We start from the raw sequence: 13,234 nt of genomic DNA, 5'->3' as shown, positions 1-13,234 counted from the left end.
GTATTAGTCCTCTCGGGCAAAAAGAGCCTCAATAAAATCGTCAGCCTTAAATGGCCGCAAATCTTCTATACCTTCCCCAACACCGATATAACGGATTGGGATTCCGAACTGATCTGCGATGGCAAAAATCACCCCGCCCTTGGCGGTACCATCCAGTTTAGTTAGGGTAATTCCGGTCAGACCGACTGCTTCATTAAACAGTTTCGCCTGACTCACCGCATTTTGTCCGGTACTGGCATCTAATGTCAGCATAACCTCATGGGGGGCGTCGCCGTCCAGCTTTTTCATCACTCGGACAATCTTCTTCAACTCTTCCATCAGGTGGGCTTTATTTTGTAAACGCCCGGCAGTGTCCGCCAGCAGCACATCAATACCTCGGGCTTTCGCTGCCTGAATAGCATCGAAAATCACCGAAGCAGAGTCTGCACCGGTATGCTGTGCCACCACGGCAATCTTGTTACGATCCCCCCAAACTTGCAGTTGTTCTACCGCAGCCGCGCGGAAAGTATCACCCGCCGCCAGCATGACAGATTTACCTTCAGCCTGGAATTGACGCGCCAGTTTCCCGATGGTGGTAGTTTTCCCCACACCATTAACGCCAACCATTAAGATAACAAAGGGATTTTTGCCACTGACATCCAATGGCTTGTCTACTTTAGACAGAATTTCAGACATTTCCTCTTTAAGCTTGCCATATAACGCTTCGGCATCTTTTAGCTGCTTACGACTGGCATGTTCGGTTAGAGAGGTAATAATTTTACGGGTAGTTTCGACGCCAACGTCGGCGATCAGGAGCTGTTCTTCTAACTCTTCAAACAGATCGTCGTCGATTTTCTTACCACTAAACAGCCCCATAAAACCGGAGCCAAGATTCTGCTTGGTTTTAAGTAAGCTGCGTTTTAAACGAGCAAAAAAACCTTCTTTGGTTGGGCGTTCTTGTTCCTGAACCGCTACCGGCACAATTTCGTTTACCGCTTCAAGCTCTGTTTGTGACTCAAATTCTTCTTCAATTACTGCTGTTTCGCCGCTAACCTCGACCCACGGCTCTTCCACAATAGCTTGTGGCGTAGAGACATCGAGAACCAGGTTATCTTCTGTCAATGGCAGTTCTGGCGCACTGACGGTGCCTTCATCCCATTGAGCAACATTATCGTCTTCATTCTCATGTTGTGAGAAATGATGTTGTAAATACTGAGGATCAGAAGAGAAATCTATCGGTTCTTCAACCCCCTGCGCTGTAGGGTCTACATCCAGCTCAGGCAGAATTTCAGCCGCGGCTTCACTGACAACGGCGCTATCCCATTCACCCGGTGCGGCAGTGACATGCTCTTCTACCTCAACAGGTGGATGCTCAGATGCTATCTCAATCTGTTTCTCACTGATGGCTTGCTCTTCAGCATGCTCAGCAACACCTTCTTTTTCAGTAGCCAATGGCTCTGTTGGTTGTTCTTCATTCTGACGGCCAAGGCCCAGCCAGGAAAAAAAACCACGTTTTTTTTCTTTTGCCATTTGCGACTACACTCCTCGCGGTTTAATCATGGCTTTACCCTTATGACTTCGGGTTTGCATAAAATAAGATAATAGTTTGCAAGTCTATCACTTTCCCCTGAACAGCAACACGCGCACGATGCTGGTTTCTATTGTGAATTCAGTCAACAAAGGTTTAACGTTTCCCCCACACAGCAGTCGTAGGTAGAATAGCGATTAACTCTTTTATTCAGCGCTGCAATACTGACCAACTTTCAAGCAAAGCAATCTATGGCAAAACGACCTACAACACGATCGACAACCCAACGATCTAGCGCAAAACCGGCGGTACATCAGGCAGCGGGGCAGATCCGCATCATTGGTGGCAAATGGCGAGGCCGTAAATTGCCCGTGCCTGATAGCCCAGGGCTACGCCCAACCACTGACCGGGTCAGAGAGACACTGTTTAACTGGCTGGCACCGATGATTCAGGGTGCCCGGTGTCTGGATTGCTTTGCTGGCAGCGGCGCATTGGGGCTGGAAGCGCTATCCCGTTATGCCGGTGAAGCCATATTATTAGAAGCCGATCGGCATGTCGCCAAGCAACTTGGCAGCAATCTGGCATTATTGAGTGCCGAGAATGGTCAAGTAGTGAATACCAATTCTTTACAGTGGCTGGCTCAACCGGGGCAGCCTTTTGATCTGGTATTCCTTGATCCCCCTTTCCGTAAAGGCTTGTTAGCTGAAACCATCACACTGCTGGAGCAATATAACTGGCTGGCAGAACAGGCTTGGATTTACGTTGAAGCTGAGGCTGAAAGTGCCGCTGCGGATGTTCCCGGCAGTTGGCAGTTACATCGCGAGAAAATTGCCGGTCAAGTGGCCTATCGTCTCTATATTCGTAATGAACAGACTCACCAACACGCTGTATCAGCGGAAGAACTGGAGCAACACCATGTGGATTAATCTCGGCCGGTTATTGATGTTAGGGGTATGGTTTTTCTTACTGCTAAATCTGTTCCAACCCTTCCCTAAACCATTGAGATACTTTATTAATGTTGCCATGATATTTATGGTTTTGATGCATGGTTTACAACTGGTTCTACTCAAATCTACACAACCTAAAGATCAACCGATCAGTGGCTTGCAGCAACTTAAAATCTTTGTGTTCGGTGTCTTTGAATTACTGGCCTGGCAAAAGAAGCAACCATCACTGCCTAAAAAATAAACTTATCTGCCGCCTGCAACTTCAAGTCTATTGGATATACCTTGGTTGTAGCGGCAAATTGTTGATTGCAGGCTGACTTATTTGGCGACAGATTTAGTCGGGGACTGACGTCGGGGTAAAACCAATATAGCGGGAGCCTTGTAAACGTAACGTTCCCTGTGCGCCTTGTACAATACTATTATACGCCTGCTGTGGCAGTATCACTTTGATTTCACGGTTAATTTTAACCTCAATACTACTGATAAGTGGCTGGAAAGTAACTTCATAGCGTTTTTCTTCTGCGACAATTTCTTCGCGCTGCCGTGAGCGACGATTGGGCGCTAATACTTCTCGTTTATTAATGACTTCAACTTGTAAACTGCGCACCAGCGCTCGGTCATTTTCTGTATCCTGCCGTTTTTTTTGCCAATACTGACGGGTCGCCAATACGGCTATCAGTACCACCACAGCAATCAATAATAACGGAGGTTTATTCATACACTACCCATCAGGACTTATTGCCCGGCAGATAGGGGAAACTCATCACATTACTGCCCAATTCAGAGATCCGAGCGCTGCCCTTTTCCGTCACGGCATCGATACGAATCACCGAATGAAGAGGAATATAGCTGCGGTTAACACCTGAAAATTCTGTTTTCAGTTTTTCAGTTGAAGGGTCCACCAGCAATGTTGATTGACTATCAAAGACAAAATCAGCAATTTCAATAAACCCAAACAAGTTACTCGGGCCTACCTCACGGACATAGAGCTGATAATTCTTACCGTTATTTATAAATTGAATACGATAAAGCAATTGTTCATTGGCCATGGCGCTACTGCCTCTATCCCTTGATTTAGCGAAAGGAAATCGGCCTTAACATAACATGTGGGCCAAACAACACCAAGATCTCCGCTGGCGGATGGTGCCGCTAAATCTGATTATGCGGACTGTTACGCATTAAGTGGCACAAATCATGCAAATCACAATAGCGTCGCTATCGCTCTTGGCTTCCATCCCTTACACTTGATGAATGTATACTCGGAGTCATTAGCATTACGGATTATCATTACAACACAGGTACTTTCACTAAAACCTGCATAGAAAAAAGGATAAATAATGAGCTGGCCATTCCTTGCCGTATTTTTTTCTGGTTGGTTGTTTGTTGATGCAACTTACCGAGGCCCACGCTGGCAGCGTTGGGTATTCAAACCTGTCACCCTGTTACTTTTACTGTTACTTGCCTGGCAAGCACCTATTCTTGGTCCTGTCGGCTATCTCATTGTCTTGGGCTTACTTGCGACTCTGGTAGCTGATGCATTATTACTGCTACCCAGTGAGCGCTTACTTTATGCTCTGGGCGCATTCTTCCTTTCCCATTTACTCTATACCATCAGTTTTGCCAGCCAGATGACATTCACGCTGTTCTGGCCTCTTCCATTGGTTTTGATCGTGATTGGCGCATTACTGATAGCCACTATCTGGACACGGCTGGAAGATATGCGCTGGCCAGTGATCGCTTTCGTTGGCATGACGTTACTGATGGTCTGGATGGCGGGCGAACAATACTTTGCCCGCAGCACAGATTTAAGCTTCTCTCTGCTGGCAGGTACCGTGTTACTGCTGGTTTCGCATAGCATTTGGCTACTGAATCGCTATCGTTTTTCATTCCGGGCTTCAGATGCAATTGTCGCTGGTTGCTACTTTGTCGGGCATTTCCTGATTGTCCGGTCGCTGTATTTGTAACTAAATCAGTACCGCAATACGTTTTTAGCCGTTTGAGCTGCGTGCTCCACCAAAGGGGCGCGCATTTCAATGCGCTGGATACGCTCACTTTAGTCATACCCTGCCAGGTAGCAAAAATCCCATTTAGCAATTACTCTCATTTCCCTCTTGACTCTGGAGTTGACTCCAAGGTGTAGAGTGCTGCAATACCTGTTACATGCTTTCCAGGAGGCACCATGCATTCACATTCTGAACATCAGCATCCAACGGATACACACAACAACTGTGGCTGTGGTCACACTCATGCCAAACAACAAACCGGTTGCAGCAGCCAGAAAACAACCAGTGCCAGCAATGACAGCTCAGACTCAGTGAGTGAACACTCACATAATGATGGGGGTTGCTGTAGTCAGGGCCAAAGCGATGAGGGTGATGACGAAAGCGACATACTCGCGCCAGCGATATCTGCAGATAACCAGCGCTTCAGTTGGCAGGTCAAAGGGATGGACTGCCCAAGCTGTGCCCGAAAAATTGAAAATGCCGTCAGTAATCTGGTCGGGATTGAAAATGTAAAAGTCCTCTTTGCCACAGAAAAATTAGTGGTTGATGCACGCACAGATATCCGCCCTCAAGTCGTGAATGCAGTCACTCAGGCTGGATTCACTCTGGTCGATACCCAATCAAGCGCAGGAAGTAAAGCCGCTGCGCCAGAATCACGCCTGCGCGAATACTTACCTATCGCATTATTAACCACACTGATGCTTATCAGTTGGGGGATCTCGTTATTCAGCCTTGAACTAAGTGAGTTTGCCTTCACTGCAACCACCATTGTCGGTCTGATCCCGATCACCGCCAAAGCCTGGAAGCTTATCCGCTCTGGGACTCCCTTCGCCATTGAAACCTTGATGAGCGTGGCAGCTATCGGGGCGATGTTTATTGGCGCAACCGCTGAAGCGGCCATGGTATTACTGCTGTTTATGGTCGGCGAACTGCTCGAATCTTATGCCGCAAACCGTGCACGCAGTGGGGTAACTGCCCTGATGGCATTGGTGCCAGAAGAGGCACTGTTGTTAAAAGACGGTGAGCGTAGGTGGGTTCCTGTCGCCAGTTTGCGCCCCGGCGATATCATCGAAATCTCGCCCGGTGGCCGCTTACCCGCAGATGCCGAATTAATGACCCCTTTTGCCAGTTTCGATGAAAGCGCCCTCACCGGAGAATCTATCCCTGTTGAGCGTCAGCAAGGCGAAAAAGTTGCGGCCGGGAGCTTATCGGTCGATCGCGCCACTGAAATGCGAGTTATCTCAGAACCCGGCAATAATGCTATTGACCGTATTCTGCAACTAATTGAATTAGCAGAAGAACGCCGAGCACCCATTGAGCGTTTCATTGACCGCTTCAGTCGTATTTATACGCCAGCGATCATGCTGCTTTCAGCGCTGGTCATGTTAGTACCGCCTTTGGCTTTCGCCGAACCTTGGGAAACCTGGCTGTACCGCGGCCTGACACTATTACTGATAGGTTGCCCATGTGCGTTGGTTATCTCCACACCTGCGGCAATTACATCTGCATTAGCGGCGGCAACCCGCCGTGGGGCATTGATCAAAGGGGGAGCAGCACTGGAGCAGTTGGGCCGAATTCAAACGGTTGCCTTTGACAAAACCGGCACCCTGACCGAGGGCAAACCTAAAGTTACCGATATTCTGCCTATAGCCGGTGTGAGTGAAACCCGCCTGTTAGCGTTGGCCGCCGCCGTTGAAGCTGGCTCCCACCATCCGTTAGCGATCGCTATTATGCAACGCGCACAGCAAAACACCCCAATATTGCCACTGGCGAGTGAGCGTCGAGCTCTGGCGGGGGTGGGTGTTGAAGGTGTGGTTAATGGTCTGACGGTGCGCGTCAGCGCCCCCAGTAAGTTGCCCCCACAGTTATTGACTGCTGAGTGGCAAACACAGCTCGACCAGTTGGAAAGCAGCGGTAAAACAGCCGTCGCCGTGCTGGAAGATGAAACGCTAATTGGTTTATTGGCATTACGTGACACGTTACGAACTGATGCCAGGCAAGCCATTGATGCGCTGAAGAAGTTAGGTATTCAGGGGGTGATGCTCACTGGCGATAATCCACGAGCCGCAGCGGCAATTGCCGGTGAATTGGGGATTGATTACCGCGCCGGATTACTGCCCGCCGATAAAGTGCAAGCGGTTATGGCATTGAATGCGGCACAACCTACGGTGATGGTCGGTGATGGCATCAATGATGCTCCGGCGATGAAAGCAGCCAGTATTGGTATTGCCATGGGTAGTGGCACCGATGTGGCATTGGAAACAGCCGATGCCGCGTTGACCCACAACCGGTTAACCGGATTAGCAGAAATTATTCTGTTATCACGGGCGGCCAACGCCAATATCCGCCAGAACATTACTATCGCACTGGGCCTAAAGGGAATCTTCCTGGTTACCACACTACTGGGCTTAACCGGTCTCTGGTTGGCAGTATTAGCAGATTCCGGTGCTACCGCCTTAGTAACAGCCAATGCGTTACGGCTACTGCGCAAGCGGGATGTTTGAATCAAGCATCGGTTCTGATAATTGGGGCAGAGGCGGGTGTTACTGCGCTTTTGCCCCTTTCTTGACTAAATACCGATACGGCGTCTGCCCGATATCTTGTGCCAACAACTGATGGTCCATAAAACGGCAAAAACCGGGAATATCGCGGGTGGTGGCAGGGTCGTCAGCAATAATTAGTAGAGTTTGGCCATCTTCCATGTGCCGGACCGTTTTTCGCACCATCATCACCGGCTCAGGGCAGCGCAGGCCCAGTGCATCAAGTGTTTTGTCTGGATTGGCAAAAATATCGGTCATGGTGAGTCTCTTGTTGGTCGTTATGGGTTTGCTAGCAGTATAAAGATAAAATATAAGCCCGTGTGCGAAGGCGGATAGTTTACCCCGTCGATTTTTAGGCGCAAGCGACGCTAACGTTTGCGTTAAAATTAGCCATTGCATTCGTTGCGCAAACGCGTATTATGCCGCCGCGTCGCAGAAATTGCGGCACATTCTGTTTGGGTTCCCTCACCCCAATAACCAAAAAGGTCACATTTATGTTTTCGTTTACTGCCCAACAGCGGATGACCGCTTTGGTATGGCTGTCGCTATTCCATATTGTCATCATTACCTCCAGCAACTACCTGGTGCAATTACCGATCGCTATCTTCGGTTTTCATACCACTTGGGGCGCTTTTACTTTTCCGTTTATCTTCCTTGCCACTGACCTGACTGTACGGATTTTTGGTGCTCCTTTGGCGCGCCGGATCATTCTGTCGGTTATGGTGCCAGCGTTGCTGATTTCATATCTGATTTCAGCCCTGTTTTATCAGGGGAGTTGGCAGGGGTTACCGGCATTAACCAGCTTTAACTTGGTGGTAGCCCGTATCGCGATTGCCAGCTTTATGGCCTATGTACTCGGCCAGATTCTGGATGTTCAGGTATTTAACCGCCTGCGTCAGCGCAGTGCCTGGTGGGTTGCCCCTACTGCTGCCATGTTCTTTGGCAATATCAGTGACACCATGGCGTTCTTCTTTATTGCGTTCTATCGCAGTACTGACCCATTTATGGCCGCAAACTGGGTAGAAATCGCTTTGGTGGATTATAGCTTTAAGCTGCTGATCTGCATGTTGTTCTTCCTACCCGCCTATGGCGTGATGCTCAATGTATTGCTGAAATATTTTGCCCGACAGACCGAACAGCAAGCACTAAAGCAGGCTACTGCCACTGAACAATAGATTGCTTTTAGCGTCTGAATAAGGTGCGATAAGGCTATACCCAGATTAGTTGGCGTTGCAGGGGTGTCACTAACCCCCTGTAAGTTCAAGTAACAAGGGGATATTAATCATCAATAAAGGGATTCCCATGCATAAAATAACCAAATTTCTTGCTGTCGGTCTGTTGGTTGCAGGATTAAGTGCTTGTGATGGCAACAGCAATAGTAACGTGGGCCAACCGGTCAGCCTGCTGGAAGGCAAAGTGGCCTTCAGCTTGCCGGCAGACTTGTCTGATCAAAGCGGAAAGATGGGCAATCAAGCGAATAACATGCACGTTTACGCCAATAAAACCGGCGATAAAGCAGTTATCGTGATTTTAGGTGATAACACCAATGAAGAACTGGAAGTACTGACAACGCGTTTAGCAGACCAGCAACGCGCCCGTGATGCTAACCTGCAAGTCGTCACCAATAAAGCCATTAAAATTGACGGACAACCGTTCCAGCAGTTAGATAGCATTATTACCAGTGGCGGCCAGAAAGCCTATTCGTCTGTGTTGATGGGTAAAGTCGATAACCATTTGATGACAATACAAATTACGCTGCCCGCAGATAATCAGCAGCAAGCTCAGACTGAAGCCGAATCGATTATTAGCACGCTCAAGCTAAAATAGTATTCCTTAACAGAGCGCGGCTCATCAGCGCTCTGCCTGCATTATCCTTTTCCAAAATTAAGCTAAAGCCAGTGCCAATAAAGTGATGGGATGTTCGCATTTTTTGCTGGTCGACATTTCAATCTGCCACTTACAGGTTTCACAATCGGTAATCACCAAATCAACCCCACTCTCCTCGATTTGCTGGAACAGTGAGGCACCAATCCCTTGCGATGTTGCGTAGTTCTCTGATTTAAAACCGTAAGTTCCGGCAATCCCGCAACACTGCGAATCCAATACCACCAGCTCAATACCGGGGATACGCTGTAGCAAAGCTAGGGTATAGGCCGTCCAGCCCATTTTCTCCATATGGCAAGGTGTGTGATAGGCAATACGCAACGGCGTATTGTTTGCCGAGAACAGCGCTTTCAACGGTAAGTCGCGCCCCTGATCCAATAAGCGGTAGAGATAGCGTGTCGCCAACTCCACTTTGTCGCGCACGGGTGCAGTATCAACATCTAACAAGTGCGGATACTCATCACGCAAGGTAAAGGTGCAACTTGATGAAGTTGCTACTACCGGGATATCCCGCCCGATAACCGCATCAGTCAGGGATTCCAGATTCACCCGTGCCTGTTTTTCCGCCTGCTCAATAAATCCATTAGCAATCAGGGGTACGCCACAGCATTTTTCCCGTTTAAGTAATTGAACGCCAATGTTCATCGCATTGAATACACTGACTAAATCTTTACCTAACTGGGGATGATTGTAATTTACGAAGCAGCCATGGAAAAATGCCACCTGTTCGCTATATTGCTGCTGTTTTTCAGCTTGTTTACGATACCAGCGGCGAAAGGTACCAAACGAGTATTTTGGTAATTCACGCCGATGATCAATTTTCAGCGCTTTATCCAACAAGGCACGCACCGGTTTCAAACCGGTGACCGCATTCACTACCGGTGCAAACGGTGTTGAGAGGGTGCCCATGATATCGGTATGACTGAGGATCGCATCGCGCAGTTTGGGTTTATTGCTGCTGTAACTGGCTTTAGCACGTTGGATGATGTCGCCGATTTTAACATCGGACGGGCATGCCACTTCGCAACGTTTGCAGTTCGTGCAATATTTCAATGCATCGTCATACAGTGCCGGATCTTTCAAACGTAAGCGCTCACCATCAGGGCCAGCCTGCTTCGGCCCCGGATAAAGCGGGTTAACCTTGGCGACCGGGCAATAAGTGGTGCACACCGTACACTTAATACAACTTTCAAAACTGTTATCCCGTGCCAAGTGTTTATCCTGCGGCAAATGTTGATTCTGAGAAAAAGTGTTGCTGTCTCCGTTCTGCGGTAACCACGTCATAATGTCACCTCCATTGCGTTGACAATCTGCTCTGCAACAAACAGTGCGCTGGTTAGTGAAACCCCTGCGCCACAGCCTTGTTGCAACGGATCGTATCCCCCCAGTACCGCACCGATAACATGTAGATTATCCAGTGCAATACCCCCACGTAGCGCCCGTAACCGGTTATCAGTGTTAACCCCAAATTGCAGATAAGGCTGGGGCGCAAACATATTGCTGCGGCTCCAGTCGGCACGGTTCGGTAGCGATAAAATATCCAGATCCAGTATCGGTTCGTAAACATGCTCAAAAGTGGCCACTAACCCATTGCTAAAGAAGCTACCGCTGGCCAGCACCATCTGGGCGGCACGCAACGGAATATCGCCATGGTTACGGCTATAAAGCCCAGTAATCCGGTCCCCCACCAGCTCAGCACGTAATACCGCATCACCGGGCATGACAATGCCCCCCAATTGCTGGAAGCGATGGCGCAGAGCCTGATGTAATCGCATACCAAGTAACGACGGTGGTAGCGTCGGCAGCAGTTGAATGGGTTTCCCGACTGCGGCTCGCAATGCTTCCAGTGGCGCAGACACATCCAGCCCGATACAAGCTGGCAGCAAAATCATTTCTGCTGCTGATGACAGACGGGATAACTCATCCGCCAGCGGTTGCAGGTTTTCTGGTAAATCCAGCACACGAGCAATATTGACCGCACGAAATTCGCTAGGGTTATCCCGCAGACGATCAAGCGCCGGTAAATGCAGATAATCTGGCGTCGCATCAACACCTTGCTCTTGTAAGGCGCTGGCAACCATTTGTGGTTGGAAATCGAGGAAACCTTCAATACCAATTACCGCGACTTTTTGCCACGGCAGCGGGCCTTCCAATGGTGCAATCGGGATATCCGCCGGGCTGAGCCAGGTTGGCCGGCAACTGCCCAACGGCGTAAGCCGCAGGTGGTTCTTCGCCGCGCTGCCCACCAATTTCAGGCCGCACCGCTGTAAAAGAGATTCAGCTTCTTGTGCTAATTCACCCACTTGTGCCACTTGCCCCATCTTGCTATAGGGGTGTTCAGGCGCTAATTCAGCCAAGGTCGCGAGTGCGGATAACGGCTGGCTGACTGCCTGCCCATCCGGTAATTTTGCCAATAGATCCAAAGAGCCGGAGGAAAAGTGCAGCGCATTTTGCCCGGCGCTGACAATCGCACAATATTTGCCTTGCTCAGCCAGGCGGATACCGCACGCCAGACCAGCCAAGCCACCACCGATGATAATGACATCAAATTTCATCTGGTTTCTCCTGAACGTTGGCCGCAGACGGGGTGTCATCCAGACCACACAGCCCTTGATAGACCCAGTGCGTAAATTCACTCTCCCGCAAAGCATCGCCCCAAGCTATCGGGCGCACACCTTTCCAACGCTCATTAAGAAATTGCACCAGCTGTTCACGGGATTGCTGCGGCGTGGTCACTTTAAAGCGGCTGAGTAAACCCGCGGCCCGGCAGGCACAGAGTTCACCCTGACAGGTCCCCATGCCAACACGGGTACGACGACGTAAATCCAGTAGGTTATTGACCGATAGCGATTCAATCGCATAGCGCACTTCGCCGGCAGTCACTGCCTCGCATTCGCACACCAGGCTATTATCCAGCCGGTTTCCGGCCAATAGTTGTGTCGCGCGATCCCCATGGCGATAAACCGCTGAGCCACGAATACTGGCAGGCAGAGAAATGACTTTGCTGAGAGTTTGCTCCGCTGATTGCTGTGAACCGGGTAGTGGCGCTTGGGCGGTGGTACAGGCTGCGGTAATACCTAATTTTTCACACACTTTATCTGTTGCCCACTCCGCCATCAGACGGTAGGTCATCAGCTTGCCACCGGTAATGGTGATAAAACCTTCCAGACCATCGCGGTTAGCATGATCCAGTAACACAATGCCACGGCTGACATTGCGCCCCGACGGGTCATCATCACTGGCAACCAGCGGCCTGACACCGGCGTAAGCACGTAAGATGCGCGTTTGCGCCAACTGGGGTGAAAGTTTTGATCCTTCGCGGATTAAGGTATCCACCTCTTGTGCCGTTACTACCATATTATCGATTTGATCGTATTCAATATGGGTTGAGGTCGTCCCGATCAATGAGATGGTGTCGCCCGGAACCAAAATATCAGCATCAGCCGGTTTACGACAGCGGTTGATCACCATGTTGTTGATCCGATGACCCAAGATCAACAGAGCACCTTTTGCCGGAAACATGCGGATACGAAGATCAGCATATTCAGCAATATGTTGCCCCCAGATCCCCGCAGCGTTGACCACTATTTGTGCATGAATATCATACTGGCGCTGATTCTTATGATCGAAAACGCGCACGCCGCTCACCCTATCACCGTGGCGTAGCAAGCCAATAACTTCGTGATAAGTCAGTACATTCGCACCGTGCTCACGCGCATCCAGCATATTCGCGGCAGTTAAACGGAAGGGATCGACGGTACCATCTGGCACGCGGACGGCAGCAATCAATGTCGGATTAGCAGCAGGCTCCAGCCGTAAGGCCAGCTTTGGATCAATGGCTTCGGCCTCGATACCGGCGTCCTGGCAGCGCGCGATAAATTGCTGCTGATATTCCAGCGAGTCTTCCGGCAACGTGATAAACAGGCCATCCGTTTGCTCAATACAATGGCGTGCAATACGTTTCAGAATACGGTTTTCTTCAATACATTCGCGGGCAGATTCGCCATCAGTTACCGCATAGCGTGCGCCGCTGTGTAGCAAGCCATGGTTACGGCCAGTCGCACCAGTGGCAATGTCATGCCTCTCCAAGAGCGTACAGGCTAAACCACGGCGAGCGCAGTCACGGGCAATCCCGGCACCGGTCGCACCACCACCAATGATGATGACATCCGTTTCTGTGTAAGGAGAACTGTTCGTCATGAAGGACCCCACATTATCAGACAGCCGCCTGGCGGCTAATTATGCGTCTATTGAGCCACAATCTTTAAGGTTATTGTTTGATAAGGAACAAAAACGAACGAAAAACGAAAGCAATGTGGTGTTTAAAAACCATGATTGTGATCAAAGTCACAG

The 13,234-nt window shown here is 49.7% G+C and carries 13 protein-coding genes; 6 read left to right on the top strand and 7 right to left on the bottom strand.

From position 1 onward, the window contains the following. Positions 1 to 3 precede the first annotated feature (3 nt). On the bottom strand, positions 4 to 1,509 hold the full coding sequence (ftsY, locus tag V2A84_RS20395) for a signal recognition particle-docking protein FtsY (RefSeq protein WP_083161959.1): 1,506 nt from the start codon (positions 1,507 to 1,509) through the stop codon (positions 4 to 6). Positions 1,510 to 1,758: 249 nt separating this feature from the next. Here ftsY and rsmD point away from each other — a divergent pair, with 249 nt between their 5' ends. Both rsmD and V2A84_RS20385 read left to right on the top strand, forming a co-directional pair. Continuing rightward, positions 1,759 to 2,433 carry a 16S rRNA (guanine(966)-N(2))-methyltransferase gene (rsmD, locus tag V2A84_RS20390; protein WP_083161957.1) on the top strand — a complete coding sequence of 225 codons (675 nt, stop codon included), beginning with the start codon at positions 1,759 to 1,761 and terminating at the stop codon, positions 2,431 to 2,433. Beyond that, a complete protein-coding gene (locus tag V2A84_RS20385; RefSeq protein WP_032906890.1) occupies positions 2,423 to 2,695 on the top strand; it encodes a DUF1145 family protein in 273 nt (90 codons plus the stop codon). The genes rsmD and V2A84_RS20385 overlap by 11 nt, the downstream gene beginning before the upstream one ends. A 93-nt stretch (positions 2,696 to 2,788) precedes the next feature. Here V2A84_RS20385 and V2A84_RS20380 read toward each other — a convergent pair whose 3' ends face one another. Both V2A84_RS20380 and V2A84_RS20375 read right to left on the bottom strand, forming a co-directional pair. After that, positions 2,789 to 3,172 carry a DUF2500 domain-containing protein gene (locus V2A84_RS20380; RefSeq protein WP_442848244.1) on the bottom strand — a complete coding sequence of 128 codons (384 nt, stop codon included), beginning with the start codon at positions 3,170 to 3,172 and terminating at the stop codon, positions 2,789 to 2,791. Positions 3,173 to 3,182: 10 nt separating this feature from the next. After that, on the bottom strand, positions 3,183 to 3,503 hold the full coding sequence (locus V2A84_RS20375; protein WP_083161953.1) for a DUF1820 family protein: 321 nt from the start codon (positions 3,501 to 3,503) through the stop codon (positions 3,183 to 3,185). 288 nt (positions 3,504 to 3,791) lie between these two features. Here V2A84_RS20375 and V2A84_RS20370 point away from each other — a divergent pair, with 288 nt between their 5' ends. Both V2A84_RS20370 and V2A84_RS20365 read left to right on the top strand, forming a co-directional pair. Further along, positions 3,792 to 4,418 carry a lysoplasmalogenase gene (locus V2A84_RS20370; RefSeq protein WP_083161950.1) on the top strand — a complete coding sequence of 209 codons (627 nt, stop codon included), beginning with the start codon at positions 3,792 to 3,794 and terminating at the stop codon, positions 4,416 to 4,418. Between the two features lie 215 nt (positions 4,419 to 4,633). Further along, positions 4,634 to 6,961, top strand: a complete 2,328-nt coding sequence (locus V2A84_RS20365) for a zinc/cadmium/mercury/lead-transporting ATPase (protein WP_442849035.1) — start codon at positions 4,634 to 4,636, stop codon at positions 6,959 to 6,961. A gap of 39 nt (positions 6,962 to 7,000) precedes the next feature. Here the strand turns inward: V2A84_RS20365 and tusA are convergent, their stop codons facing one another. Continuing rightward, entirely contained in the window at positions 7,001 to 7,255 is a 255-nt protein-coding gene (gene tusA / locus V2A84_RS20360; protein ID WP_083161945.1) for a sulfurtransferase TusA, read from the bottom strand. A 236-nt stretch (positions 7,256 to 7,491) separates the two neighbouring features. On the opposite strand from tusA, the gene V2A84_RS20355 reads away from it, so the two are divergent. Continuing rightward, the gene (locus V2A84_RS20355) at positions 7,492 to 8,172 is read left to right on the top strand and encodes a 7-cyano-7-deazaguanine/7-aminomethyl-7-deazaguanine transporter (protein ID WP_372560056.1); all 681 of its coding nucleotides are present in this window, start codon (positions 7,492 to 7,494) and stop codon (positions 8,170 to 8,172) included. Between the two features lie 127 nt (positions 8,173 to 8,299). Next, complete coding sequence (locus V2A84_RS20350; protein WP_083161941.1) at positions 8,300 to 8,824, top strand: DcrB family lipoprotein; 525 nt, start codon at positions 8,300 to 8,302, stop codon at positions 8,822 to 8,824. Positions 8,825 to 8,881: 57 nt separating this feature from the next. On the opposite strand, the gene glpC is transcribed toward V2A84_RS20350, so the two are convergent. From glpC to glpA, 3 genes are read right to left on the bottom strand one after another with little or no spacing between them, the layout of a single operon-like run. Continuing rightward, positions 8,882 to 10,165, bottom strand: coding sequence for an anaerobic glycerol-3-phosphate dehydrogenase subunit GlpC (gene glpC, locus V2A84_RS20345; RefSeq protein ID WP_442849034.1), 1,284 nt, complete (start codon positions 10,163 to 10,165; stop codon positions 8,882 to 8,884). Next, positions 10,162 to 11,436, bottom strand: a complete 1,275-nt coding sequence (glpB, locus tag V2A84_RS20340) for a glycerol-3-phosphate dehydrogenase subunit GlpB (RefSeq protein ID WP_442849033.1) — start codon at positions 11,434 to 11,436, stop codon at positions 10,162 to 10,164. The genes glpC and glpB overlap by 4 nt, the downstream gene beginning before the upstream one ends. Beyond that, positions 11,426 to 13,081: an anaerobic glycerol-3-phosphate dehydrogenase subunit A gene (glpA, locus tag V2A84_RS20335; protein ID WP_083161937.1), complete on the bottom strand. Its 1,656-nt coding sequence runs from the start codon at positions 13,079 to 13,081 to the stop codon at positions 11,426 to 11,428. The genes glpB and glpA overlap by 11 nt, the downstream gene beginning before the upstream one ends. Between the last annotated feature and the right edge of the window lie 153 nt (positions 13,082 to 13,234).

Source organism: Yersinia sp. 2553 StPb PI (assembly GCF_052217105.1).
GTDB lineage: Bacteria > Pseudomonadota > Gammaproteobacteria > Enterobacterales > Enterobacteriaceae > Yersinia > Yersinia enterocolitica_E.
The sequence above is the reverse complement of the archived record's forward strand: the minus strand, read 5'-3'. Positions and strand labels throughout refer to the sequence as shown.

What these genes read in the sequence shown, in the direction of transcription:
- glpC (WP_442849034.1), bottom strand. Translation starts at nt 10,165, where the DNA reads ATGACGTGGTTACCGCAGAACGGAGACAGCAACACTTTTTCTCAGAAT.
- V2A84_RS20375 (WP_083161953.1), bottom strand. Translation starts at nt 3,503, where the DNA reads ATGGCCAATGAACAATTGCTTTATCGTATTCAATTTATAAATAACGGT.
- V2A84_RS20370 (WP_083161950.1), top strand. Translation starts at nt 3,792, where the DNA reads ATGAGCTGGCCATTCCTTGCCGTATTTTTTTCTGGTTGGTTGTTTGTT.
- glpA (WP_083161937.1), bottom strand. Translation starts at nt 13,081, where the DNA reads ATGACGAACAGTTCTCCTTACACAGAAACGGATGTCATCATCATTGGT.
- V2A84_RS20355 (WP_372560056.1), top strand. Translation starts at nt 7,492, where the DNA reads ATGTTTTCGTTTACTGCCCAACAGCGGATGACCGCTTTGGTATGGCTG.
- tusA (WP_083161945.1), bottom strand. Translation starts at nt 7,255, where the DNA reads ATGACCGATATTTTTGCCAATCCAGACAAAACACTTGATGCACTGGGC.
- glpB (WP_442849033.1), bottom strand. Translation starts at nt 11,436, where the DNA reads ATGAAATTTGATGTCATTATCATCGGTGGTGGCTTGGCTGGTCTGGCG.
- V2A84_RS20385 (WP_032906890.1), top strand. Translation starts at nt 2,423, where the DNA reads ATGTGGATTAATCTCGGCCGGTTATTGATGTTAGGGGTATGGTTTTTC.
- V2A84_RS20365 (WP_442849035.1), top strand. Translation starts at nt 4,634, where the DNA reads ATGCATTCACATTCTGAACATCAGCATCCAACGGATACACACAACAAC.
- ftsY (WP_083161959.1), bottom strand. Translation starts at nt 1,509, where the DNA reads ATGGCAAAAGAAAAAAAACGTGGTTTTTTTTCCTGGCTGGGCCTTGGC.
- V2A84_RS20350 (WP_083161941.1), top strand. Translation starts at nt 8,300, where the DNA reads ATGCATAAAATAACCAAATTTCTTGCTGTCGGTCTGTTGGTTGCAGGA.
- rsmD (WP_083161957.1), top strand. Translation starts at nt 1,759, where the DNA reads ATGGCAAAACGACCTACAACACGATCGACAACCCAACGATCTAGCGCA.
- V2A84_RS20380 (WP_442848244.1), bottom strand. Translation starts at nt 3,172, where the DNA reads ATGAATAAACCTCCGTTATTATTGATTGCTGTGGTGGTACTGATAGCC.